This is a genomic window from Aldersonia kunmingensis (assembly GCF_001646865.1).
In the GTDB taxonomy this organism is placed as follows: Bacteria; Actinomycetota; Actinomycetes; order Mycobacteriales; family Mycobacteriaceae; genus Aldersonia; species Aldersonia kunmingensis.
The window spans coordinates 18,080-42,222 of record NZ_LRRB01000197.1; the positions used below are offsets into that span (position 1 = coordinate 18,080).

General features: G+C 65.2%; 24 protein-coding genes, 1 tRNA gene and 1 other RNA gene. 9 read left to right on the forward strand and 17 right to left on the reverse strand.

The window, feature by feature from the left end; all coding sequences use genetic code 11:
* Positions 1 to 56: 56 nt before the first annotated feature.
* Positions 57 to 692 carry a TetR/AcrR family transcriptional regulator gene (locus A8G08_RS14935; RefSeq protein WP_068275435.1) on the reverse strand — a complete coding sequence of 212 codons (636 nt, stop codon included), beginning with the start codon at positions 690 to 692 and terminating at the stop codon, positions 57 to 59.
* Positions 693 to 776: 84 nt separating this feature from the next.
* Here A8G08_RS14935 and A8G08_RS14940 point away from each other — a divergent pair, with 84 nt between their 5' ends.
* Together A8G08_RS14940 and A8G08_RS14945 are read left to right on the forward strand one after the other, a co-directional pair.
* Complete coding sequence (locus A8G08_RS14940) at positions 777 to 1,343, forward strand: VOC family protein (RefSeq protein ID WP_068275438.1); 567 nt, start codon at positions 777 to 779, stop codon at positions 1,341 to 1,343.
* 27 nt (positions 1,344 to 1,370) lie between these two features.
* Entirely contained in the window at positions 1,371 to 2,009 is a 639-nt protein-coding gene (locus tag A8G08_RS14945) for a carboxymuconolactone decarboxylase family protein (RefSeq protein ID WP_068275441.1), read from the forward strand.
* A gap of 3 nt (positions 2,010 to 2,012) precedes the next feature.
* Here A8G08_RS14945 and A8G08_RS14950 read toward each other — a convergent pair whose 3' ends face one another.
* The 9 genes from A8G08_RS14950 to A8G08_RS14990 form a co-directional block, all read right to left on the reverse strand.
* A complete protein-coding gene (locus tag A8G08_RS14950; RefSeq protein WP_068275444.1) occupies positions 2,013 to 2,483 on the reverse strand; it encodes a DUF309 domain-containing protein in 471 nt (156 codons plus the stop codon).
* A gap of 31 nt (positions 2,484 to 2,514) precedes the next feature.
* A complete protein-coding gene (locus A8G08_RS14955) occupies positions 2,515 to 2,940 on the reverse strand; it encodes a hypothetical protein (RefSeq protein WP_068275447.1) in 426 nt (141 codons plus the stop codon).
* A complete protein-coding gene (locus A8G08_RS14960; RefSeq protein ID WP_068275450.1) occupies positions 2,937 to 3,881 on the reverse strand; it encodes a hypothetical protein in 945 nt (314 codons plus the stop codon). The genes A8G08_RS14955 and A8G08_RS14960 overlap by 4 nt, the downstream gene beginning before the upstream one ends.
* Positions 3,882 to 3,896: 15 nt before the next feature.
* Positions 3,897 to 4,463: a DUF8017 domain-containing protein gene (locus tag A8G08_RS14965; protein WP_157108589.1), complete on the reverse strand. Its 567-nt coding sequence runs from the start codon at positions 4,461 to 4,463 to the stop codon at positions 3,897 to 3,899.
* A gap of 354 nt (positions 4,464 to 4,817) precedes the next feature.
* A complete protein-coding gene (locus A8G08_RS14970; RefSeq protein WP_068275452.1) occupies positions 4,818 to 5,696 on the reverse strand; it encodes an alpha/beta fold hydrolase in 879 nt (292 codons plus the stop codon).
* A 26-nt stretch (positions 5,697 to 5,722) separates the two neighbouring features.
* Positions 5,723 to 7,285 carry an FAD-binding protein gene (locus A8G08_RS14975; RefSeq protein ID WP_068275455.1) on the reverse strand — a complete coding sequence of 521 codons (1,563 nt, stop codon included), beginning with the start codon at positions 7,283 to 7,285 and terminating at the stop codon, positions 5,723 to 5,725.
* A gap of 17 nt (positions 7,286 to 7,302) precedes the next feature.
* Positions 7,303 to 7,914 (reverse strand): TetR/AcrR family transcriptional regulator, encoded by a 612-nt coding sequence (locus A8G08_RS14980; protein ID WP_068275458.1) that lies wholly within the window; start codon positions 7,912 to 7,914, stop codon positions 7,303 to 7,305.
* Positions 7,915 to 7,918: 4 nt separating this feature from the next.
* Positions 7,919 to 9,016, reverse strand: coding sequence for an NAD(P)H-dependent amine dehydrogenase family protein (locus tag A8G08_RS14985; RefSeq protein WP_068275461.1), 1,098 nt, complete (start codon positions 9,014 to 9,016; stop codon positions 7,919 to 7,921).
* A 106-nt stretch (positions 9,017 to 9,122) separates the two neighbouring features.
* Positions 9,123 to 9,210: transfer RNA gene (locus tag A8G08_RS14990), tRNA-Ser, on the reverse strand.
* Positions 9,211 to 9,270: 60 nt separating this feature from the next.
* Here A8G08_RS14990 and ffs point away from each other — a divergent pair.
* The 5 genes from ffs to pflA all read left to right on the forward strand — a co-directional run bounded on the left by ffs (position 9,271) and on the right by pflA (position 14,577).
* An RNA gene (gene ffs, locus A8G08_RS14995) (signal recognition particle sRNA small type) lies at positions 9,271 to 9,365 on the forward strand.
* 101 nt (positions 9,366 to 9,466) lie between these two features.
* Positions 9,467 to 10,753 carry an aspartate aminotransferase type Ic gene (locus A8G08_RS15000; RefSeq protein ID WP_068275464.1) on the forward strand — a complete coding sequence of 429 codons (1,287 nt, stop codon included), beginning with the start codon at positions 9,467 to 9,469 and terminating at the stop codon, positions 10,751 to 10,753.
* A 28-nt stretch (positions 10,754 to 10,781) separates the two neighbouring features.
* Complete coding sequence (locus tag A8G08_RS15005; protein WP_068275467.1) at positions 10,782 to 11,354, forward strand: HhH-GPD-type base excision DNA repair protein; 573 nt, start codon at positions 10,782 to 10,784, stop codon at positions 11,352 to 11,354.
* Between the two features lie 74 nt (positions 11,355 to 11,428).
* On the forward strand, positions 11,429 to 13,699 hold the full coding sequence (gene pflB, locus A8G08_RS15010) for a formate C-acetyltransferase (protein WP_068275469.1): 2,271 nt from the start codon (positions 11,429 to 11,431) through the stop codon (positions 13,697 to 13,699).
* Positions 13,699 to 14,577: a pyruvate formate-lyase-activating protein gene (pflA, locus tag A8G08_RS15015; RefSeq protein WP_084436292.1), complete on the forward strand. Its 879-nt coding sequence runs from the start codon at positions 13,699 to 13,701 to the stop codon at positions 14,575 to 14,577. The genes pflB and pflA overlap by 1 nt, the downstream gene beginning before the upstream one ends.
* Before the next feature lie 241 nt (positions 14,578 to 14,818).
* Here the strand turns inward: pflA and A8G08_RS15020 are convergent, their stop codons facing one another.
* On the reverse strand, positions 14,819 to 16,654 hold the full coding sequence (locus A8G08_RS15020; protein ID WP_068275472.1) for an acyl-CoA dehydrogenase: 1,836 nt from the start codon (positions 16,652 to 16,654) through the stop codon (positions 14,819 to 14,821).
* A 287-nt stretch (positions 16,655 to 16,941) separates the two neighbouring features.
* Between A8G08_RS15020 and A8G08_RS15025 the strand changes: the two genes are divergently transcribed.
* Positions 16,942 to 17,544 carry an alpha/beta hydrolase family protein gene (locus A8G08_RS15025; protein WP_068275475.1) on the forward strand — a complete coding sequence of 201 codons (603 nt, stop codon included), beginning with the start codon at positions 16,942 to 16,944 and terminating at the stop codon, positions 17,542 to 17,544.
* A 113-nt stretch (positions 17,545 to 17,657) separates the two neighbouring features.
* Here A8G08_RS15025 and A8G08_RS15030 read toward each other — a convergent pair whose 3' ends face one another.
* From A8G08_RS15030 to A8G08_RS15045, 4 genes are all read right to left on the reverse strand, one after another.
* Positions 17,658 to 18,293 carry a class I SAM-dependent methyltransferase gene (locus A8G08_RS15030; RefSeq protein WP_342669663.1) on the reverse strand — a complete coding sequence of 212 codons (636 nt, stop codon included), beginning with the start codon at positions 18,291 to 18,293 and terminating at the stop codon, positions 17,658 to 17,660.
* A 37-nt stretch (positions 18,294 to 18,330) separates the two neighbouring features.
* On the reverse strand, positions 18,331 to 19,446 hold the full coding sequence (locus tag A8G08_RS15035; protein WP_068275478.1) for a glycoside hydrolase family 183 protein: 1,116 nt from the start codon (positions 19,444 to 19,446) through the stop codon (positions 18,331 to 18,333).
* 392 nt (positions 19,447 to 19,838) lie between these two features.
* Complete coding sequence (locus tag A8G08_RS15040; protein WP_068275481.1) at positions 19,839 to 21,020, reverse strand: FAD-dependent monooxygenase; 1,182 nt, start codon at positions 21,018 to 21,020, stop codon at positions 19,839 to 19,841.
* Between the two features lie 19 nt (positions 21,021 to 21,039).
* Positions 21,040 to 21,666 (reverse strand): TetR/AcrR family transcriptional regulator, encoded by a 627-nt coding sequence (locus A8G08_RS15045; RefSeq protein ID WP_245672839.1) that lies wholly within the window; start codon positions 21,664 to 21,666, stop codon positions 21,040 to 21,042.
* An 85-nt stretch (positions 21,667 to 21,751) separates the two neighbouring features.
* Between A8G08_RS15045 and A8G08_RS15050 the strand changes: the two genes are divergently transcribed.
* Complete coding sequence (locus A8G08_RS15050) at positions 21,752 to 22,249, forward strand: flavin reductase family protein (protein WP_068275489.1); 498 nt, start codon at positions 21,752 to 21,754, stop codon at positions 22,247 to 22,249.
* 7 nt (positions 22,250 to 22,256) lie between these two features.
* Here A8G08_RS15050 and A8G08_RS15055 read toward each other — a convergent pair whose 3' ends face one another.
* Together A8G08_RS15055 and A8G08_RS28495 are read right to left on the reverse strand one after the other, a co-directional pair.
* Complete coding sequence (locus A8G08_RS15055) at positions 22,257 to 24,011, reverse strand: hydroxysqualene dehydroxylase (RefSeq protein WP_068275492.1); 1,755 nt, start codon at positions 24,009 to 24,011, stop codon at positions 22,257 to 22,259.
* The gene (locus A8G08_RS28495) at positions 24,008 to 24,127 is read right to left on the reverse strand and encodes a twin-arginine translocation signal domain-containing protein (RefSeq protein ID WP_084436294.1); all 120 of its coding nucleotides are present in this window, start codon (positions 24,125 to 24,127) and stop codon (positions 24,008 to 24,010) included. Before A8G08_RS28495 ends, A8G08_RS15055 begins: the two co-directional genes overlap by 4 nt.
* Between the last annotated feature and the right edge of the window lie 16 nt (positions 24,128 to 24,143).

Consider the following 24,143-nt stretch of genomic DNA (forward strand, 5'->3'; position numbering starts at 1 on the left):
GGATATCTCTTCTCCTCTTTGGGGGGAATGAATGGTCAGTCAGTGGCGTGGTGCGCTCACGCAGTGTCGAGACCGAGCGCGCCGACACACATCTGATCGAGGGTGTCGAGCAGGGCGGCTTCATTCGCCTCGTCGCCTTGGACGAGCCACAGGTACAGGGTGTGATCGACCATCGCGGACATCGCGCGCGCGGCGAGCTCAGGATCGAGCGACTTCCGGACGAGCCCTTCGGACTGCCAGCGGGCGATGGCGCGGGCCTGGCGCTCGATCAGTTGGTGACGGTGGTCGTGGCGCAGCTGGCGGAACTCTTCGTTGAAGGTGGCGACCTGCTCAACGATGGCCATCAACTGCGCGTTCCGCCGGTAGGCCTGGTAGTAGGCGCGGTTGGCCGAGATGAGTCGCTCGGCCGGCGACATCTGGGTGTCCGTGGATTCGCGGCGGTGGATGTCCTCGAACAGCTGGGTGCTGAGCACTCGGAAGATGTCTTCCTTGGACTCGAAGTACCGGTAGAACGTGCCGTAGGAGACATTGGCCTCCTGCGTTATCAGCTCTACGCGGGCGTCGGGGAAGCCAACGCGCTCGAACACGGTGCGAGCCGCATCGAGCAGGGCATCGCGCGTTTTCCGGCCGCGTGTCGTCAGCGTCTCGACCGGTGCTGGACCCGAAGGACTGTTGACAGATGACTTGGCCACGGTCAAACTATTCATGAAAAGTGACATGACTGTCAAGTCACTTATTGCACCAGCCACCCGGCTCGTAGCGCCGAAAGGACCGTCATGAACGCCCCCGAACCGAAGTACGAATTTCGCGGTATCAACCACCTTGCGCTCGTGTGCTCGGATATGAAGCGCACGATCGACTTCTATTCCGGCGTCCTCGGCATGCCGCTGATCAAGACGCTCGACCTGCCGGGCGACCTCGGGCAGCACTTCTTCTTCGACTGCGGCGGCGGCAACAGCATCGCGTTCTTCTGGCTCTCGGATTCGCCGGAAGCGGCGCCGGGGGTCGCCGCGCCGAAGGGCCTGCCCGATGAGGGCGAACTCGCCAGCGCGATCGGCTCGATGAACCACGTCGCATTCCAGGTCCCGTTGGAGAAGTTCGACGAGTACTACGCGCGCATGAAGGCCGAGGGCATCAAGGTCAGCCGGATCCTCAACCACGACGACAGTCCGCATGGTGTGTCCCGCGAGGTGCATCCCGGCACCTTCGTGCGGTCCTTCTATTTCATGGACCCCGACGGCGTGCTTCTCGAATTCGCCAGCTGGACACGCGAATTCACCGACGCGGACGTCACGCACGAGCCGAAGACCGCGGCGGACCGCAAAGTCCGCTCCGAGCTCTGACACCTAACACTTCGAAAGGATTCACCTATGCCCCGACTTCGGGAGATCCCGCGCGCTGAGGTCAGTGACGAGAAGATTCTGTTCTTCTACGACCGGCTGTTCGGCCCGGATAAGGATCCGGCCGTCGACCACGGCACCATCCACGCCACTCCCGGCGACTGGTGGACCGTGTTCGCGCAGTCCCCGGCCGTGTTCAAGCACGCTGTGCGCGGTTTCTCGCTGTACCGCAACGCCAAGCTCGACCCCCTGCTGCGCGAGCTCGGGCAGGGCCGGGCTGGATACGCCCGTGGCAGCCAGTTCGTCTTCTCCCAGCACTGCAAGCAGATGCGTTCGCTCGGCATGTCCGAGAGCAAGATCGCGGCGTTGCCGGCCTGGCAGGTGAGCGACGAGTTCAGCGAGCTCGAGCGCGCGGTCCTGGCCTACACCGATTCGCTCGTCTACGACGGCGGCCGGACCTCCGACGGCGTGTTCGAGGTCCTGCAGAAGCACCTCTCCGACGAGGAGATCATGGAGCTGACGTACATCACCTGCATGTACGACATGCACGCCACGATCTGCCGTGCTCTCAAGCTGGAGTTCGACGACCGGCCCGAGCCCATTGAGGAAGTTCGTGTGCCCGAGGGCGTCGAGGTCGCGGACCTTTCCGCGGATCTGTCCGGCGAATAAGTCTCAGCCGCGAAGGCGGGGTCGCAGATCGTCCTCCGGGACATCGGCGGCCCCGCTTTCGAGTCTGTCGGCCAATTGCTCGGCGTAGGCGGCAAGCCCAGGCGAGTCGATTCCGTACGGCGCCGGCTCCTGCGAGAGCCGGAGCGCGGCTCGGCGCAGCAGCGTGATCGCACCCTTCGGATTGCCGCGCTGAATATGCGTGACGCCGACGGCCAGCTGAGCCAGGCCCTGCCACAGCACCCGCTCCTCGTCGGGGCCGTTCTTCCACGCCGCCTCGAGCACCTCGTGGGCATGGAAGGCGCGGCCGCGATCGATCAACTCCTGTGCGTAGCGCAGGGTTTCGTCCGGCGGCAGATCGAGATCATCGGGGATGCGCTCGACGCCCTCGCTGCCGGGTGGCAGGGGGCGGCCGAGTTCGTCACGGGGACGGGCGTTTCGCGCCCGGCCCGTGTCGTCGCGATCTCGTCCGGCCATATTGCCAGGGTACTGAGCCTGAGTCGTTTGGTCATCGCAGCCATGATTGCGGCGGTTCGTAGTCGTCGTCGTCCGCGTCTTGGCGCGGGCTTGGACTGGGCGGGGTGACGGCTGGGCCGCCCCACGTCCAGACGAAGTTCGGCGACTCCTTCAGTTCTGCCACTTCGTGCGGCAGTGGTCTAGCGCGGAATTCGATTTCGCTCCAACGGCATTCGCCGGAATGCACCCGATCCGCGAAATTCCGCAGCTCCGGTGACGCGTGCTCTGTCGAGGCGAGATTGGACATGAATTCTTCGGTCACCAGCGTTGGCTCGGACAGGATTGCGTGCACGTCAAGCCGCTCAACGCGCAGCCGGGCGGTTGCGAGCTCGTCTGAACGGTCCATGAGGCGGCGGTACGCCTGCTCGATATCCGGGTCGAGGTCCGGCTCGTACCGGTCCGGACGGTTTGGCGTCATCCGTCCTCCCACGGTTGGCGTTCAGAGCCCACCTCATAGCCTTCTCTCGGCCGGTCGAGTGTGGACTTGATTTCCGTGGCGGAGGCTATGTCGTTGGCTATGGCTACTTTTCGAGCGCCGTTCTTGATGCCCTCGCGAATCTCGTTGGCCACGACGGTGAGCCCGTCGTTGACGATCCGGCCGACCGGGCCCTCCCATTTCATCGCGGCGATCTGCCGTCGTGCCCAGTTCTCCTCGAAGGCGATGGCCGCCTTGCCATCCCAGTACTCTCCGACCCGACTTACGCTGGCGTCGAGGTTCTTTCCCGTCGCTTCCATCGCGTTGCCGGCGACCTTGTATGACTCGCCGATCCGCTTGAGCTCGTTCCAGTTGCCGGTGATGGGCGATAGAACCATGTCGAGCGGGTTGACCTCTGTGCCAATCGTCCTGGTGATGCTCTTGATTGTTTCGTTCACATCGCCCAACCACCCGGCGACCTCGGTCACGAGATCGGCGACGTCCTCCTTGTTCGCCGAGGGTGGATCGAGCTTGAAGGTTTCGGGCTTGCTGTAGGTAGCGACGTTGCCGTACGCATCGGTCTGTCCGGGGCGCTCAATGTCTGCGCCGTACTCGACCGGGGCGGCGCTGGGCACGTCGTGGGTGACGGCGTTCAGCGCGGCGTAGTTCTTTTGCTCCTGGTCGTGGTACATCCACGCTGCCTTGTTCAGTTCGATGCCAGTGCTGGTACTGGCTACCCCGATATCGCGCATGCGTCCGCACGTGGTTTCCGCTGCCGTGCGCAACGGTTCGACCAGGTCGCTGATGATTGCGTCGGAGAAGTCGCCACTGGGCGGGCCGTTCTGGTCGATGAAGTCGGCGATTTTGCCGCTGTCTTCACCGAGCGAGCTGACCAGTACACCAAGGCCGGCTATCTCCCCTGGTGCGGCGTTGAACTCTTCCATGTGTTCCCTCTGGGCCTATTGCTCAGTCTTGGAAAGGGATTCGACAATGTTTTCGATGTCGGCGTCGGTGAGCGCGTCCTCCAGACCGACGTGGTGTTCCACCATGAGCAACATGACTTCAGCACTCGCGTATGCGGGCGTCGCGATGATGTCGAATTCTGCTTGTTGTGGGCTGCATGTTGAGGTTCGGGGGATGTCGGTGACGACGGCGGTGTAGCGGACGGCAGGCCGACCGGATACCTCCAACGCGTTAGGGCCCCGGACCTCGACGTTCGGTGTTCGCCCGGTCTTGTCATCCGCAAATATTCGCTGGGCCTTCAGCACTTCTTCGCGTGCAGCGGTGTCGAGATCAATCCCATTGCGGCCCGTTGCGGCGACCTTCGCCAGCGACGCGCCTTTGATCTCCGGGCAGTAGTGGTGGCGGTATCGGCTTGTTGCGCCGTAGGTTGCGATGGCACCTTGGGCGTCACTCCAGCCGCTCACCATGTCGTTGTTGGCCTGCCAGTTCTCCGACGGCACCGTGTAAGTCAGCCCGAATTTCGTTGGCACCGGCTGAGGTTGGCCTTCCGGCACCTCCGGCATCGGCGGGGGGTACGTCATCGAGGGAAACCCCGGCGGCAAAGGCGCAACCGGCGTAGTGCTCGTCGCGGGCGGCACAGTCGTGGGTGCCGTCCACGCCTGAGCGGCATTTGCCTCGTCGTCCTTCAGATACGGGTTTCCGACCCATGTGACAACGAGCAGAAACACCGCGAGTGCGGCGAGCGCACCGACGATTCTCGCGATTGGGCCGGCAAAGCCGTAGTGCCGCAGGAGATTTATGAACTTCAGCGAGGCCGCAGACCGCTAATCCGGTCGTGCGCCCCCCGCGCATCGACGTACATGGCCGCGGAGTCTATGCGGCGGTTCGGGTAAGGGACGAACCGGGCAGAGTCGCCGTTATCCGGTCCCGCCCGCGCTCAGAAACCGCCCGACGACATCGGTGTAACCGACAGGGATGTGGCCTGTCCTCGGCAGCAGCACCACCTCGGCGTGCGGCACCGCCTTGCGCACCCGACGGGCGGTGCCCTTGGAGTCGAACATCCGGTCGCGGGCGCCCGCGACAACCAGTAGGGGCGTGTCGCCCAGCGCGTGCAGTTGGTCGTCGCTGAAGACCGGCAACTCGTCGCGCCGGGGTTGGTAACTGCGCTGCGCGAGGAGTCGGTACTCGTCGAGCGCCACGAAAGTCATCGCCTCGGGTCCGCTGGTTGGCGCGGCGCGCGGTCCGAGCACCAAATCGACTGCGGCGTTCCGGCCGCGTGAGCCGAACCCGGCCAGGAACATCGACGCGATCAGTGCGCCGTACTTCTGCTTGCCGATGCCACTGGGCGCGAGCAATACGAGCCTGGTAACCCGGTTCGGCCGGCGCAAGGCGTAGTCGAGCGCGATCGATCCGCCCAGCGAAGTACCCACGAACGCGGCTTCCGCGAGTCCGAGGCCGTCGAGCACCTCATCGAGCCACACCGCGTAGACATCCGTATCCAGCGCAGGGCGGGACGGCGCGCTGCGGCCCGGTTCGCCGATCAGGTCGACGGCATAAACCCGATTCGTCGTCGACCAAGTATCGACATCGCCGGTCCAGGCTGCGGAGTTGAAGCCCGCGTCGTGCAAGAGGACGACCGGCGCCCCATCCTTCGGCCCGCACGCAACGATGAACGTGTCGCCCTGACCGGTGGCGAGCACCGTTTCGGTTGTGGTCTCGGGCCAACTGCCGAGGAACACCCGGTAGCGCTCGGCGACCGCACGACGAGAGTCCTCGGAGTTATAGATCGAAGTCACGGTTCATTTCTAGTCGAGACTTCCGGCTATTTGTGCTCCGAAGCAGCCTCGTCGCATATCGCTCGGACGGCTCGGTGGGAGAACACCATGCTGGTTCCGATCGGGTTGCCGCCGCCCGGATACGTAGTGCCACTCGGCGCGGCCATCGTGTTGCCCGCGGCGAACAGGCCACGAATCGGTTCGCCGTTGCCGTCGAGGACGCGGCCGTCAATATCGGTGCGCAGTCCGCCCTTTGTCCCGAGGTCCGATATACCGAACGCGGCAGCATGGAAGGGACCCTTGTCGATGGACACGATCGGCAAATCCCCGCCGGAGAAGGCACGGTCGTAGGCCTCGTCGCCGCGGCCGAAGTCGGCGTCACCACCGGCAGCCACCAGCTGATTGAACCGGTCCACGGTGTCGACGAGGTTCTGCGCGGGGATCCCGATCTTGGCCGCCAGGTCCTCCAAAGTATCGGCGGTGTGCCACAGCCCGGCCTCGACGTTCTGCTCGAGCGAGGACATCGACACGTTCGGAGCTTGCACCGGTGGCACAGCGCCCGACTTGTCGTCGTAGATCATCCAGAACGGCAGCGTCATCTCGCCACCCTGCAGGCGGTCGACGATCACCCGTCCGAGCCGGTCGTAGGGCGCGGATTCGTTGACGAAGCGCTTGCCGTCGCTGTCCACGAAGATGCCGCCGGTGAACCACAGCGCGAACGCGGCGCGTCCGTCGGGATGAATCAAGCCCGGTGACCACCACGCCTGGTCCATGAGGTCGGTGTCGGCGCCGATGGCGATCGCGGCCTCGTGCGCGGCGCCGGTGCTACCGGGCGATCCCATGGTGTCGCGCGCATGGCCAGGCACGCCGTAACGGTCGCGCAGCTCGGTGTTTGCCTCGAAACCGCCTGCAGCCAAGACGATTCCGCGCCGGACGCGGATCTCCTTCCGAGTGCCCTCGTGCTCCACGACCGCGCCGATCACGGTGCCGTCCTCGTCGCGCAGCAGTTCCACGAGAGCGGTGTTCAAATGCATTGTGGCCGAGGGGTATTGCTCGATCGCAGTGAGGAATCGGGCGACTAGCGCGCGCCCGCCGACGTAGTACTTATCGGGAACCTCGGCACCCAACCGCTCGACATCCAGCGGCCCGCGCACGAGGTCCCGGTACTGAGGTGCCTTCTCGACCCGCAGGTTGCGCGCCGCGATATGACGCTGCCCATCGAGACGCGCCTTGGGTGCCTTGCCGTAATAATCCGGCCACGGCATGGCTTGGAATATCAGGTTCTCGTCCTGCTCCAGGTACTCGATGAGGGGAGCGCCGCTGCGGACGTAGGTTTCCTGCAACTCGCGAGGCGTGCGGTCGCCGACGACCGCGTGGTAGTACTCGAGGGCGTCCTCGATGGTGTCGTCCGTGCCCGCGCGCACGAGCACCGGATTGCACGGGAACCACATGCCGCCGCCGCCGGAATATGCTGTTGTGCCACCGAATTTGTCGGTTGCCTCGACGAGAATGACGTCGAGTCCCTCGCGAGCCGCCGTGTAGGCGCCGACCAAGCCGCCGGCGCCGGAGCCCGCCACCAACACGTCGCATTCGTCAATCCATTGCGGCATAAGCCTTCTCGCTTTCCTCAGCCCCGCGAAGGGGCGTTCAAACCATGAAGTAGGAACTGCTCGACGAAAGGACGCATCGAGTCGCGATCGTCGATATCGACCACCTGGCTGGGAACCGTGCACAGCGACAGCACGATTCGGGCCACCCACTCCGACGCCCAGTCCAGCGCGAGGCCGGAGCCGATCTCGCCACGCTCCTGCGCGGCGACGAGATAGACCTTCCATGTCGCCGACAGCCAGGGGATGAAGTGCTGCATACCGATCTCGGCGACCTGGCTGAATGCCGCCGGCTCGGATTCGCGCAGCTTGACGATGACCGGCCGCTGCTGCATCTGCCGGGACAGGAGCACCGACTCCACGATGGTGTCCACCAACGTCGTGGCCGCACGCACCCGTGCACCCTCGGCCTGCCAGTGCGCCGAGTCGATCCGGACCATCACCGCGCCGAACAGGCTGACCTTGTCCTGGTAGAGCCGGTAGAGCCAGGCCCGCGATACCCCCGCCGCCGTGGCGACTTCGGCCATGGTGGTCTTGCTGATCCCGCGGTCGAGCAGGCAGACCTCGGCCGCGTCGAGAATGCGGTCGCGGTCGGAGCGGGTTGGCTCCGGGGACGGGTCGAGTGCGGTCATCGTGTCAGGGCTTGACGTACCCGGTGATCGGCGGCAGGTCGGCCAGCGTCACGATGCCCGGCGGCGCGGCGACGACGCGGGACACCGCGTTCGTCACCGGCAGGGCGGTGTAGATCATGCCCAGCTCCATCCATTCCTCCGGGGTGTCCCAGTCGAACGGCGGCAGGCAGTGGATCACCGTGCGCATATTGGGCACACCGAAGACCTGGATGACGTGCCCATCGGCGAGCGGCTTGGGCGGGGTCACGTGCTCGCCCATGATCCAGTTGAAGCCGACGCTGACGACGTTGCGGTCACCGACCCAGCCGCGGTGGTAGCCGAAGACGCTGCCCACGGTGCCCTTCGGGATCTTCATGAAGCCCAGGTCGCTGTCGTCGGTGGCAGCGGTGAACTCCACGTCGAACGTCATCCGGTCCAGCGTGACGCCCATCGCGTCGGCCATCATCGCGGCCGACTCGGCGAAGACTTCACTCTCGCGGCGTACCGATTCCGCCAGCCCAGGGGTCTCGGGGTCCTGCGAGAAGCCCATCGCTGTCTGGGTGCCCGCCGAGCGGTACGTGGAGCAGTCCACCGACTCGGTAATCCGGATCTCGTCGACGCGCTCGCAGCAGCCGCTCAGGACCATGCCGACCATGTTCGTGATGCCGGGATGTGCCCCGCTGCCGAACATCGTTGAACCGCCTGCGTAACAAGCCTTTTCGATGCGATCGCGATCTTCCTGCGGCAGCTTGCCGCCGGTGATCCAGCCTGCCGTCGTGCAGACATTGATCCCCGCGCTCAGCAGCGCCTCGAGTTCGTCGACGCTCGACCACAGCGGGTTGTAGCAGCACGCGTCGGGCTTCAGCGCGATCAGCTCGGCGATGTCATTGGTGGCGATCACGCCGGTCGGGGTCGGATATCCGCAGAGGTCGGCCGCATCCTTCCCGACCTTCTCCTCGCCGTGCGCGTAGACGCCCACCAGCTCCATGTCGTGGCGGTCGATGATCGAGTACAGCGACCGGCGCCCGATGTTGCCCGTCGTCCACTGGATCACTCGCAATGGCGCTTGTTCTGTTGCCACCGTGCACGCTCCGATTCCCGAGCTGTAGACATCTGATGCCATTTGTCTACACGCTGGACGGGCGGTGGGGAAGGGGTCAACCAGCTCGATGGGCACAAAAAGCGCCCCGGTCCTGCGTCGCAAAAGCTCTGCAGGGCCGGGGCGCTGATGGCGGAGGATAGGGGATTTGAACCCCTGAGGGCGTTAACCCAACCCGCGTTCCAGGCGAGCGCCATAGGCCACTAGGCGAATCCTCCGTGGAGGAGCATACCGGGCCACCCCGGGGGCGCACCAAATCCACCCCCGCTACACTCGACAACGGATCCCGCGCGGCGCGCATCCTGTGAACTCCCCCAGGGCCGGAAGGCAGCAAGGGTCAACGGGCTCTGCCGGGTGCGCGGGGTCCCCTTAACTCACTCGCCTTCTCCGGCAGCCATCCAGGTAAATTGAACGCGGACGCGACTTCCGCGACTGGACTGTGCAAGCCGAAGCAGACGAAAGGTGCACGTGGGTATGGCCCGCCAAACGCAGATCGGGTTGATGAGCCGCGAAGAACTCGAGGCCGAGTTCGAACGCAACATGGCAGGTTACGCCAAGCTGCAAGCCGAGAAGCTCTCGCTCGACCTCACGCGCGGTAAGCCTTCGCCCGAGCAGCTCGACCTCTCGAGTGGACTGCTGACCCTGCCCGGCGAGGACTACCGCGACGGCAAGGGCACCGACTGCCGCAACTACGGCGGGCTCACCGGCCTGCCCGAGTTGCGCGCGATCTTCGGCGAACTGCTCGGCGTGAGCGTCGGCAATCTGCTGGCCGCCAACAACGCGAGCCTCGAGATCATGCACGACCTGCTGGTGTTCGCGCTGCTGCATGGCACCCCCGACTCCGAGCAGCCGTGGATCGCCGAGCCGGGTCGCAAGTTCCTGTGCCCGAGCCCGGGCTACGACCGGCACTTCGTGCTGGCTCAGTCGCTCGGCTTCGAACTGATCCCGATCGGGATGACCCCCGATGGACCGGACGTTTTGGCAGCCGCGACGCTCGCCGGCTCGGACCCGCTGGTCAAGGGCCTGTGGGCGGTGCCGAATTACTCCAACCCCACCGGAGCCGTGTACTCCGAGCAGGTGGTGCGCGCGCTGACGTCGATGCCGACGGCCGCGCCGGACTTCCGGCTGTTCTGGGACAACGCGTACGCCGTGCACCCGCTGTTCGGCGAGGCCGCGCCGGTGCACGACGTGCTCGGCATGGCGGCCGAGGCCGGCTTCCCGAACCGCCCGTACGTGCTCGCGTCGACGTCCAAGATCACCTTCGCCGGATCGGGTGTGGGTTTCCTCGGCGCCTCGACCGCGAACCTGGACTGGTACCTCGGGCACACCGGCAAGATGAGCATCGGCCCGGACAAGCTCAACCAGCTGCGGCACCTGCGCTTCTTCGGAGACGCGGATGGCGTGCGGGCGCACATGGAGAAGCATCGGGAGCTGCTCGCGCCGAAGTTCGCGCTGGTGCTGAAGATCCTCGAGGACCGTCTCGGTGCGTCCAAGGTCGCATCGTGGACCGAGCCGAAGGGCGGCTACTTCATCAGCCTGGATGTGCTCGAGGGCACAGCCGCGCGCACCGTCGCGCTGGCCAAGGACGCCGGTATCGCGCTCACCGCAGCGGGTTCGGCGTTCCCGTACGGCAAGGATCCGGAGGACCGGAACATCCGGATCGCGCCGAGCTTCCCGGGTCTCGACGAGCTGGGCGTCGCGATGGACGGCCTCGCCACCTGCGTGCTGGTCGCGGCGACGGAGAAGCTGCTCGCCGAGTAGCTCGAAAAGGCCGAGGAGGGATCGGGACATGGTGACGCTCAACCTCGTGGGAGACCGGGAAGCGGACGAACTGCTGGCCGGTGACGCATTCGCGCTGTTGACGGGCATGCTTCTTGATCAACAGGTGCCGATGGAGACGGCGTTCCTCGGGCCGAAGAAGATCGCGGACCGGATGGGCGGGCTTGACGTCCACCGCATCGCCGAGGCCGATCCCGACGAGTTCATCGCGCTCTGCTCGACAACACCTGCCGTGCATCGCTTCCCGGGCTCGATGGCCAAGCGGATCCAGGCAATGGCGGCGTACATCGTCGAGGCCTACGGCGGGGACACTGCGGCGATCTGGACCGAGGGCGACCCGGACGGGCGCGAGGTGCTGAAGCGGCTGAAGGCGCTGCCTGGTTACGGCGATCAGAAGGCCCGCATCTTCCTCGCCCTGCTCGGCAAGCAAATGGGCGTGCACCCGGACGGCTGGCGCGAGGTGGCGGGTAGTTACGGCGACGAGGGTTCCCGGCGGTCGATCGCGGACGTCGTCGACGCCGATTCGCTCTCCGAGGTGCGCGAGTTCAAACGAGCCGCCAAGGCCGCGGCGAAGAAGTCCTGACCTTCCGCCCATTCCCTTCCGCGTCCTCGCTGCCCGGCCTAGCCTGAAAAAGGGGCTGTCGAGCAGGAGGCGACATGTCGACGACCGCGCCAGGCTTCAATCCGGATCTCGATCGACCCAGCCCAGCCTGGGACGGCTTCACTGCTGGTCCTTGGCAGGACGTGATCGACGTCCGCGACTTCATCCAGCGCAACTACACACCATACGAAGGGGATTCGAGCTTCCTCGTCGGCCCGACCAAGCGAACGACGGGTATCTGGGCCAAGCTCTCCGAAATGTTCCCCGCCGAGCGTGATAAGGGGATCTACGACGTCGACTGGCGAACCCCGGCGACGATCACCGCACACGCGCCGGGCTACATCGACAAGGACAACGAGATCATCGTCGGGCTGCAGACCGATGCGCCACTGAAGCGCGCGATCATGCCCTACGGCGGCTGGCGGATGGTCGAGGATGCGCTGAACACCTACGGCTACCCCGTCGACGAGGAAGTCAAGAAGGTCTTCACGCTCTACCGCAAGACGCACAACCAGGGCGTCTTCGATGTGTATCCGCCGTTCGTGAAGGCCGCGCGCCGCTCGAAGATCATCACCGGCCTGCCCGACGCGTATGGCCGCGGCCGCATCATCGGTGACTATCGCCGCGTCCCGCTGTACGGCGTGGATACGCTGATCGCCGGTAAGCGTGCCGACCGCGCCGCGATGGACGCGCAGTTCTCCACCGAGGAGGTCATCCGGGATCGGGAGGAGAACAGCGAGCAGATCCGCGCGCTCGGCGAGCTGAAGCAGATGGCGGCGTCCTACGGGTTCGACATCTCCGGGCCCGCGAGTAGCGCGCATGAAGCGGTGCAATGGCTGTACTTCGCGTACCTGGCCGCGGTGAAGGAGCAGAACGGCGCGGCCATGTCGCTCGGACGCACTGCGACCTTCCTCGACATTTACGTGCAGCGCGACATCCAGGCCGGCGCCCTCACCGAGACGCAGGCGCAGCAGCTGATCGACGACCTTGTCATCAAACTGCGCATCGTCCGGTTCCTGCGCACGCCCGAGTACGACGAACTGTTCTCCGGTGATCCGACGTGGGTCACGGAGTCGATCGGCGGCATGGGGGAGGACGGGCGGACCCTGGTCACCCGGACCTCGATGCGGATGCTGCAGACGCTGTACAACCTCGGCCCGGCACCCGAGCCGAACCTCACCGTGCTGTGGACCAATCGGCTGCCGGCAGGATTCAAAACCTTTGTGGCACAGGCATCCATCGATACCTCGGCGATCCAGTACGAGTCCGACGAACTCATCCGACCAGTGAGCGGCGACGACGCGGCAATCGCGTGCTGTGTTTCTTCGATGCGGGTCGGTAAGCAGATGCAGTTCTTCGGTGCGCGGGTGAACCTCGCGAAGACGTTGCTGTACGCGATCAATGGCGGACGCGATGAGGTCACCGGCGATCAGATCGCGCCGCCGAGCGCACCGATCACCGCAGAGGTGCTCGACTATGCCGAGGTGGACGCGAAGTTCGACAAGCTGATGGACTGGCTCGCCGAAACCTATGTCTCCGCGCTGAACTGCGTGCACGCGATGCACGACAAGTACGCCTACGAGCGGCTGCAGATGGCGTTGCACGACAAGGACATTCTGCGCACCATGGCCTGCGGCATCGCTGGCCTGAGTGTCGTCACCGACTCGTTGTCGGCGATCAAGTACGCGACGGTTCGCCCTATTCGTGACGACACCGGCCTGGTCGTGGACTACGAAACGACCGGCGAGTTCCCGACGTACGGAAACGACGACGATCGTGTCGACGCGATCGCGGTCGAGGTGATGAGCAGGTTCATCCAGAAGGTGCGCCGACAGCCGACCTACCGTCATTCGGTGCATACCCAGTCGGTGCTCACGATCACTTCGAATGTTGTGTACGGCAAGGCAACCGGCAATACCCCCGACGGGAGACGCAAGGGCGAACCATTCGCGCCGGGCGCCAACCCGATGAACGGGCGCGACAGGCACGGCATGCTCGCTAGCGCACTGAGCGTCGCGAAACTGCCGTATCACGAAGCACAGGACGGTATTTCGCTGACCTCCACGGTTGTGCCCAGCGGACTCGGTCGCACGAAGGACGAGCAGGTCGGCAACCTCGTCGGCCTCCTCGATGCCTACATGGCTGAGGAAGGCTTCCATATGAACGTCAACGTCCTCAACCGGCAGACGCTCGAGGACGCGATGGAGCATCCGGAGAACTATCCGCAGCTGACTATCAGGGTCTCGGGTTACGCGGTGAATTTCGTCCGGCTTACCCGCGAACAGCAACTCGATGTGCTATCCAGGACGTTCCACGGGGAGCTGTGATGGCGTACGCAGTTGTCGCAGGGAAGATCTCGACGTCGGCACCACTCGGAATGCCATCGTTTTCCCGACCGGAGCCAGTCACCGACGAGGAGGCATCCGAGCGGACTGAGCGGCTGAGGGCGATGCGTGAGGGTCGAATCGGCACCGTCCACTCGTGGGAACTCGTCACCTCGGTCGACGGCCCAGGCACGCGGCTGACGATCTTCGTCGCTGGATGCGCGCTCCGGTGTCAGTACTGCCACAACCCCGATACCTGGAATCGGCGGCACGGCGAGGAACGTCCGGTCGAAAAGGTCCTGGCGAAGATCGACCGCTACCACCGCGTGTTCGACGCGACCGGCGGTGGGCTGACGATCACCGGCGGCGAGCCGCTGTTGCAGCCGCAGTTCGTCGAGCGGGTTTTTGCCTGGTGCCGCGAGCGGGACATCCATACCGCGCTCGATACGTCGGGCTTTCTGGGCGCGCGGGCCAGCGACCGGCTGCTCGACAACACGAGTCTCGTTCTGCTGGACGTGAAGTCGGGCCTGCCGGAGGTTTACAAGCGCGCGACGCGGCGCGAGCTCGAGCCGACGCTGAAGTTCGGTCGCCGGCTAGCGCAGCGCGGCAACAAGATCTGGGTCCGCTTCGTCCTCGTGCCCGACCTCACCGACGGTGAGGAAAACGTCGACGCGGTCGCCGATTACGTAGCCTCGCTTCAGGATCTGGGCCCGGGTGGCGTGGTCGAACGCGTTGAGGTGCTGCCGTTCCATCAGATGGGCAAGGAGAAGTGGGAGGACCTCGGCGAGGAATACACCCTCGCCGACACGCACCCGCCGGACGACGATCTGACCGCCCGCGTGCGGGGCCAGTTCGCGGAGCGCGGCCTCACGGTGTACTGAGCCGCGGCGCGCCTTTGCCGGGTACTGAGCCGACGGAGGTCCACGACTCTTCGAAGCGCTGTTCTCGCACCGTTCACCCTCCCGCCGCACACTTCCTGCGGCGCCGCAGGAAGTGTGCGGCTCTGGGGTGCGCCCCGCGACCAGCGCAGACCGGGACAGCGAACCATCAACGCCTTGAAGCCAGTGCGCCCCCGGGTCTTTGTGGGTCCCGGGGGCGCATGCCGAACGCAGATCGGCAGGATCAGAAAGCAGCTTCGTCGAGCTCCATGATGTCGTTGTCGAGGTTCGACAGGATGTTGCGGGTGGCGGTCAGCTCGGGCAGCACGTTGCGCGCGAAGAACGCCGCGGTGGCGATCTTGCCCTCGTAGAACGGCACATCCTTGTCCGCGGCACCCGCGTCGAGCGCCTTGACGGCGATCTCGGAGTGACGCAGCAACTGCCAACCGATGACCAAGTCGCCGATGGCGAGCAGGAAGCGCACCGAGCCGAGGCCGACCTTGTACAGCTCGGACGGCGTCTCTTGCGCGGCCATCAGGTGACCGGTGAGGGTTGCCGCCATGGCCTGGACATCTTCGAGCGCGGTGGCGAGCAGCTTGCGCTCCCGCTTCAGGCGGCCATTCCCGGCCTCGCTCTCGATGAACTGCTGGATCTGACCGGCAACGTGCGCCAGCGCGACACCGCGGTCACGAGCGATCTTGCGGAAGAAGAAGTCCTGCGCCTGGATCGCGGTCGTGCCCTCGTACAGCGAGTCGATCTTCGCGTCGCGGATGTACTGCTCGATCGGGTAGTCCTGCAGGAAGCCGGAACCGCCCAGGGTCTGCAGCGACTCGGTCAGGTACTGGTAGGCACGCTCCGAGCCGACACCCTTGACGATCGGGAGCAGCAGATCGTTGACCCGGAAGGCCATCTCGCTGTCGGCGCCCGAAACCTTCATGGCGACATCGTCGTTCTGGTGCGCGGCGGTGTAGAGGTACACCGAGCGGAGGCCCTCGGCGTATGCCTTCTGCATCGCGAGGCTGCGGCGCACGTCCGGGTGGTGCGTGATGGTGACGCGTGGCGCGGCCTTGTCGGTCATCTGAGTGAGGTCGGCGCCCTGCACGCGCTCCTTGGCGTAATCACGCGCATTGAGGTAGCCGGTCGACAGGGTCGCAATGGCCTTGGTGCCCACCATCATTCGAGCGTGCTCGATGACCTGGAACATCTGCGCGATGCCGTTGTGCACCTCGCCGACGAGCCAGCCCTTGGCGGGCACGCCGTGGCCACCGAAGGTGACCTCACAGGTGGCCGAGACCTTCAGGCCCATCTTGTGCTCGACGTTGGTGACGAAGGCGCCGTTGCGCTCGCCGAGCTCACCGGTCGCCGGGTCGAAGTGGAACTTCGGCACGAAGAACAGGCTAAGGCCCTTGGTGCCCGGTCCGGCGCCCTCGGGGCGAGCCAGAACCAGGTGCATGATGTTCGGGAACAGGTCATCGGAGTCGGCCGAGGTGATGAAGCGCTTGACGCCCTCGATGTGCCACGAGCCGTCATCCTGCTGGATCGCCTTGGTGCGGCCGGCGCCGACATCGGAACCGGCGTCGGGCTCGGTGAGCACCATGGTGGCGCCCCAGCCCTGCTCGGCGATGACCTTCGCCCATTCCTTCTGCTCGTCGGTGCCGTTGTTGTAGAAGATCTCGGTGAAGCCCGCGCCAGCGGCGTACATGAACGCGGCCGGCTGCGCACCGAGGATCATCTCGCCGATGGCCCAGTAGACGGCACGAGGAACCGGCATGCCGCCGAGCTCCTCGGCGATGCCGAGCTTGTCCCAGCCACCCTCGGAGAAGGTGCGGTAGGCCTGCTTGAAGGACTCCGGGATCGAGATGCTGTGGGTCTCGGGGTCGAAGACCGGCGGGTTGCGGTCCGCGTCGGCGAACGGCTCGGCCAGCGGGCCTTCGGCCAGACGGCGGACTTCGGCGAGCATTTCGCGGACCGTATCGGCGTCAAGGTCTCCGTACGCGCCCGTGGCCAGGGTCTCGTCGATGCCCAGCACCTCGAAGAGGTTGAACTCCAGGTCGCGAAGGTTGCTCTTGTAGTGGCCCATTCTTAGCTCTCCATTTTGATGGATGGGTTCGGTGCGGTCCCGCGGCTGTCGGTTCCCGCCCAACATATTCGTTCCAATTGGGTAGCGTCCATCGGCTACTCACCGGTAACTTAGCACCCATGTTACTACCGAGTAGATCAATCTTCAAGGGAAGTGAAGCGCTGCTGTGTCCAACCTCACAGGTATTCTAAAGGCGTTGTCGCACAACTAATTTCACGATTCCCCAACGGAAGGAATCTGAGGGTTTCTTCATGTTTTGTGACGGCAGTTACCACTAGGGTGAAGGTGTGGAAATCGAGACGCTTGCGGGCCCGGCCCGGGTTCAACTCGACGTTGACGCCGACCCGGCGTTCCTATTGGTACTGACTCACGGCGCGGGCGGAGGTGTCGATTCGAGCGACGTGCTCGCCGTGCGTGCGCTCGCCCGCGATCTCGGGGGAGCGGTCGCGCGAGTCCTGCAACCCTTTCGTGTCGCGGGTGGACGGGCGCCTGGATCTGCGACGAAACAGGATGCCGCCTGGCTCGATGTGATCGCGGCGTTGCGCGAGCGGGTGCCGGGCGTACCGCTTGTTCAGGGTGGACGGAGCAATGGCGCGCGCGTCGCCTGCCGGACCGCCGTGGCGGTTGGAGCGACGGGCGTGGTCTGCTTGGCCTATCCGCTGCACCCGCCGGGCAAGCCGGAGAAGACCCGCGCAGACGAACTGCGCGCGGCCGGTCCAGCCGCCGAGGTCGTTGTTTTCAACGGCGACCGCGATCCGTTCGGCGTCCCCGATGCGGCCGATGCGGCGCTCGTCCACGTCCTGAAGGGCGAGACACATGCGTTGAAGAACGCGGGCCCGGAAATCGTTCGGGTGCTCGAGCCCTGGCTGCGACGCTGGGCCAGGGCGTAGGCCAATATTGAGACGAAGCGCATCAATGTGCGCCGTGAACGGAACATTCGTTGCGTTAGACGGAGTGAACGCTTCCGTTCACTCCGCTGAGCGCAGCGCGACCATCCGCCCCCCTATGTGGGATCGCCGCCCGCCCCAGGCCGAACGGCGAACACCACGGCGTCGATCGCGTCCCGATCCTCGGTGAGCCGCTTGCGCCGCTGCGCGACGCGGACCTCGAGGTGGCCGGTCAAAGCGGCGGCGAGCTGGTCGGGGTCGTAATGGACGTCTGGGTCGTCGGGTCCGCCATACCCCTCGGTGAGGTTGCGGATGTCGTGGCCGACGATGCACAGCGCGCCGGCCGGCGCGAGGGCGTCGGTGGCACGGTCCAGTAAGGCGTGCAGTTGTGCGCGCGGCAGGTGCACAAACGCGATGACGATCAGGTCAACCGGGCCGTCGAGATCGGCAGTGGTGGCGTCCTCGCATCGCCAGGTAATCCGGTTGCGCACGGCCCGGCTCTTGCGACTGACCACGGTCCGGGCCTTGTCGATCGCGACCTGCGAGAAATCGATCGCGGTCACCGACCAGCCGCGTTCAGCGAGCCAGATGGCGTTGCGGCCCTCTCCGCAGCCGAGATCGACCGCTCGTCCAGGGGCCAACGCCCAGCACAGATCGGAGACCACCGTGTTCGGCGGCGCATCCCATCCAAGTCCGGTCTTCTGATAGCGCCGATCCCAGTCGGCAGCGTCCACCGCCTCGACCGCGTTCACCAGCGCGGACGAGACGCGGTCGGACAGTACGGCACGGTCAGCGCAGCGGCGTGCGCATCAGCACGACGTTGTACTGCTGATGGATCGTCGTCAGGAAGTAGAGATCCGAGCCCGTCTGATACGGGTAGATCGACGGCGCGTACGCGCTGGGCAGTGCCCTCGTATCGATCAATACGCGCGGCGGGCTCCACGGCCCCTCGGGGTTCGGGGACGTCATCATTACGACCGAGTTGAAGGCGTCGGTGGTCAGCATGACGTACTGCCCGAGGAACTGGTTCCACGCCACCGAGACCTCGCCGACGCCGCTGGGCACGATCGGAATCGCGGCGTTGACGTCGTTCTTTCTCCACTCCTTGCCGTTCCAGTACTCGTACTCGGCGAGGTTGAGGATCTGCTCGGGCACCACCCGCGCGAGGTAGGCGGAGTTGTTGCGGCCCGGCGGCGTCCCGTACTGGTAGACGAATCCGTTGCCCTTCACGAACGCACTCATCTGGAAGTTGAGGTCGCCGCCCGCGGCCGGACGCCGTGCCTCGGGTGCCTCGATCCAGTTCTCGCCGTTGTCACCGGATAGGGCGATGGTTGCGAAATTGGTGTCCCAGCGACCCGGTTCGAGCCAGCTCTTCACCGACATCATGGACATGTACTGGGTGCCGTTGACCGCGATACCAGCGGTGGGGATTCGGCTGATCTCTACGAATGGGATCTTCGGACTGGGCACCAGGTCCTTGGCTTGTCCGAGTCCGTCCCGCACGACGCTGTCGTAGATGATGCCGTCACCCGGAGTCTTGTCATGGCTGCGCATAAGGATGTTGCTGCGCCACGCCCAGAAACTGCCCAGCAGCAGGTTGGGCAGACCGAAGCCGGCGGTGTCGCCATAGGCGGTCAGCATCTCGCCCTTGCCGTTGTCCCACATGATTCCCAGGTCCGTGCCGAACACGTTGTAGTTCTGGGTGTTGTTGGGGCTCGCAAGGCCGGTGACCTGCGCTACGGCTTGCGTGGGGCCGTTCAGGCGAGGAAGGCCAATTGTTCCGTTGAGCAGCGGAATTGGATTGACCGCGTTGGGATTTGCCCCCGCCGGTGTGGCGAAAGCCAGTGCAGTCGTGACGGTCAATGTGGCGATCGCGACCGCAGACAAGCAATTCTTGAGCCTCAATTTGCGTCCTGTTCTCTCGCGTGATGCAGGACCGCAACGACTTTCGACCGCCGCATCGACTGTGCGAAGTCCGCTGCGAAAGCGTCAGAAGCGTAACAAGTAATAGCGCCGGACGTGACGTAATCCGGCGGTAATCGGACGGTGTCGAAGCTATAACAGCACGTCAGAGGTCAGCCTGAGACTCGCGCGGTCCCGATGACGGCTTTGCCGAAGTCCGCGGATCATTGCGATGGCCGTTCGCGATCAACCGACCGAGAAGTAGTGCGATGGCGATTGCCACCAGCACCCAGACTCCAATCAAGATCAGCCACCCCATACCCGATAGTATGGCAGTACCCACACGGTGCTGAAACCAAAACTTTGCCGCCAATTTGTGACTTGTTTACACTCCACTATCGAAATGCCTTCCGGCCGGAAACCGCGCTCAATTGACGCAGCGCCAATTTGTCCGGAATTGTCCGAATTACCTGGTGGAGGGCTCCTTGCAGCGGCCACGGCAGCGAGTTCGTCCGTCCCGCGAGCGCCGATAGCCGGACGTATCGCCGGGCCCGCCGCTGCCGTAGCCGCTCGTACTCGGCGAACGCATCCAGAGGCGCCGATCCCTCGCACAATCGCCCGAGGATTGCGGCGTCCTCGAGGGCCTGACAACCGCCCTGGCCGAGGTGCGGGCGCATGGGATGTGCCGCGTCACCGACGAGGGTGACAGCCCCGGCCGACCAGCGCCGCGCGACGGTTCGGTCGTAGATGTCGTGCCGGGATATCGCGCCGCATGCGGTGGCGTCGAGAAGCGCGGCCACCGGGCTCGGCCAGTCGTGCAGCGTGCTCCGGAGGTGGTCGAGGTCGTCGCCGAACGTGGTGGCGGCGGGTGCCGTTTCCGTGGCAAACCAGTAGGTGCGGCCGCGGCCGAGGGGAACGAACCCGAATTGATGCCGTCGCCCCCAGAACTCGGCGGGCTCGCCATCGTCGCCGAGGTGAGCGGTGTCCGTCTCTGCGACGCCTCGCCACGCGGTGTACCCGGCGTACCGCTCGCGGATATCTGGTTGCAACTGACGGGCGATGGCGGAGCGGAACCCGTCGGCACCGATCAACGCGTCGACTTCGGCGGTAGTGCCGTCCGCGAGGAGAGCTTTGACCCGCCCGCCGTTGGGCTTGAACCCGGTGACCCCTGCCGAGAAGCGCAGGTCATTGGTGCCGATGGCCTCCGCGAGCAGTTCGATGAGCTCGACGCGGTGAATCGCGATGAGTGGTTCGCCGAGCGCCGCCTCGATCCGGGCGCGGTCCATCCGGCGCAACCAGCGGCCGTCCGCGGTGCGGATCCCGCCCGCCCCGACCGGGTTGCCGGCAGCACGAATCCTGTCGCCGAGCCCGAGGCTGTCGAGCGCCGCAAGCGCATTGGGCCAGATGGTGATGCCGGCCCCGGTTGGTGCGAACTCCGGCCGCTCCTCGAAGACAGTGACCGGATACCCGCTGCGATGCAGCGCGCCGGCGAGCGCGAGCCCGGCGATCCCGGCGCCCGCGATACCTATCGAGGGTCGCCCCGAAGTCGCGGCCGAGGGCGACCCGCCCGAGGTCATTTAGGCGACCCGCCCGAGGTCATTTAGTGGTGCTAGGTAGCCGAACCAATGCGGTGATGTGCTCGTCGGCGAACTTTCGGGCAGCAGCCTCGTCGTCGATCGGAATGATGCCGTCCGGCGTGAGCGCGAGCGAGAGCGCGAGACGGGCGCAGATCTCGGCCACGCCGTCGACATCGAATGGGGGCAGGCCCTCTTCGTTTTGCAAACGGCGCAGCGTCTCGGCGAGGTAGGCCCGGCCGAGCGCAAGTGTCGGTGCGGCGCCGATCGTGAGCTGCGGAAGGATGGTCTCCGGCTCGGTGATCAGCAGTCGGCGAAGCAGCTTGTTGCCCGCGAGCATGACCGTGAACGCGACGAATCCCTCGACTACCTGCTCGCGGGCCGAGGCCGCGCGATCCACCCGGTTGTCCACGGCCACCACGAACTCGCGTGCTTCGCGCAGTACCACTGCCTCGACGAGGGCCGTTTTGTTCGCGAATCGCCGGTACAGCGTTGCCGGGCTGATGTGCGCGCGCTTGGCAATTTCGTTCATGCTGGCGCGGCGAATTCCGAAGTCGAGAAATGCCGACATCGCCCCGTCGAGGATCGCGGGGTCGGAAGTCGAATCCGCGCCGAAGACGCTCGCGAACGGACTGATACTGGCGGCCACGACCACGACTTTACCGGCTGGGGGTTCGCGGTACGCGGTCGTCAGCTTCCCTCCGGTCGTTGCGGCACAGTGCTAGACCGGATGCATGGACGAGGAACGTGCGCACGCGTTCGAGAAAATGATGGACGAACTCGACTACCCGATGTTCGTTGTCACGACCCGGGCAGGCGATCGGCTTGCCGGTTGCCTGGTCGGTTTCGCAACGCAAACCAGCATCGATCCGCCGCGTTTTCTCGTCGGGTTGTCAAAGCTCAACCACACCTTCCGCATTGCTGTGGACGCGCCCGGGCTGGTCGTGCACATCGTGGCCCGGGAGCACCGGGACCTGGTCGAGTTGTTTGGCGGCACGACGGGCGATGAGGTGGACAAGTTCGCGCAGTGCGAGTGGTCCGACGGGCCGATGGGAATCCCTGTGTTGCATGCGGCCGCGGGGTGGTTTTCCGGCCGCACCCTAGCCAGCTTCGACGTTGGCGATCACATGGCGTTCCAACTCGAGCCGGGACCGGGAGAGGTCGGCTCGATGGTTGGCGAGTTGGTGACGTATCAGGATGTGTTCGGCTTGAAGCCGGGGCACGAGGCCTGACGGGGCGTTAGCGGGGCGGCCTACGGAATCCGTCCACGATGTCGAACATATTGCCCTCGCCGGCCGCGAACCGGTGCTGGTCGATGATCTTGAACGGCTCCCAGAGCACCTGCCGGAAGCGCGGCTCGATCTTGGCCGGTGGTTCGGGTGACCCCGACGCGTGCAGTAGCGCGTTGGCGGCGAGTCGACCGCCCTCGTTGGCGCCTTCCATGCAGGCGACGTTCATCTGGGTCTTGATCCAATCGCCTGCGATGAAGAGATTGTCGATCTTGGTGAACGCGTCCGGCCGGTCGTTCCACGAACCTGGGTTCTGGATGAAGATCGGGTCGTCATAGGCGATCTGTGGTGTGCCGGCCCCGGTGAGAGCGGTGTCGATCATCCACGAGTGCAGCATGTCGTCCGTCAGTCGCGTCGATCCTTTGCCATCGACATGCGAGCGGATCTGTCCCCACGTTTCTCGGGCAATCTCTTCGGGAGTGCACTGCCTCGCCGTCTTGCGGGTGAACATGCCGGGCGTATCCCAATCCGAAATAATCGCGGATAGAACATCTTTCACCCGGCCATCGCCATACTGCGTAAGCGAACGGTGCCAGAACTGCCCTTCGCTGATCGATGTGACGCCCCACGGCGCATCGTTGTAGCCGACGTGTCCGTTCGCGAGGTCCGCCCGTTCGGTGAGGAAGAACTGGAGGCCGCACATCCACGCCGCCTGCAACTCGCGGATGCTGTCGAGCGCGGGATCGGCCCGGACAACATCGGGCGTCAGCAGTGCGGGCCACTTGTCCAACGGAATTGCGGACAGGTAGAAATCGGCCTGGACGGTCTGTGGTCCCGATGGTGTGCTCACCGTGGCGGATTGGATATGGGATCCGTTCATCTCGAAGCCGGTGAGCTTCGTGCCGAGGCGCAGCGTGACGCCAAGCGAGCCAAGGTAATTCGTCCACGGAGTTATCCACTGCTCGGTGGTTGGTCCGTTCAGGACGCGGTCATTGCCGCGAAAGTCGTCGTCGTTGTTCAGATTCATCAGCGACCAGACGTACTCCTCGCCGACGACGCCGATCGCGTTCGCACTGCAGTTACTCGACTTCGTTGCGACGAGTTCCTTGATGAACCCGTCGCCGAGGAAGCGGTTGTACTCCGGTGACGAGTTGTCGAGTTCTGCGAACTCCGTCCAGGTGATGTTCTCCCACTGGTTCACCTTCCGGGCGTCACAACTGGTGACGTAGACGCCGAGTCGCTCGGCCGCGAAGAACGCCTCGTAGAGGGGAAGCCGGAAAAGTGTCTGGAATACGGCGACCGCGGAGTCGACGAACGCCTGCGGCGTCATCGGCGGCTGCGAGAAGGGGAGGGGGAGGGGCAGCGGAATGGTGAGATTGGCCCGGTCGTACCCGGCGATCATGGCGGCATTGAGCCGTACCAGATTGTCCCACACGCCATTAGCGTTGCCGGGGAAGGGAATTCGGCGCAGCGTGTCCGGCAGGTTGTGATAGAAGCCGAAGAAGCTGCGGAAGCCGTGTTCACCGGGTAGCCCGGTTCCGGGCGCGTAGAGACTTCGGCACTTGCCGCCGAACACCGACATGGCCTCGTAGACAGTGACGTTGAACCCGCGTTCGGCGAGTTCGTGTGCTGCCGACAGCCCAGCTGGCCCGGCGCCGAAGACGGCGACGGTTTTGCCGTTCGGGCGACCGTCCGTGCGCGGTGCGGGGCCCCCGTAGCTGCCGTTCTCGTTGCTGAGCGCTCCGCCGCCCGACGAACCGGTCACCGATTGGGCGCCTGCGGCGCCGGCCCCATCGCGGTCAAGGCGGCTGCGCCCGCCGCGCCTTGCAGGAATTTACGCCGAGACTGTCGTTGGCTGGCCCCGTCCATCATCGACTCCATCTCGTTGTGCGAGCGG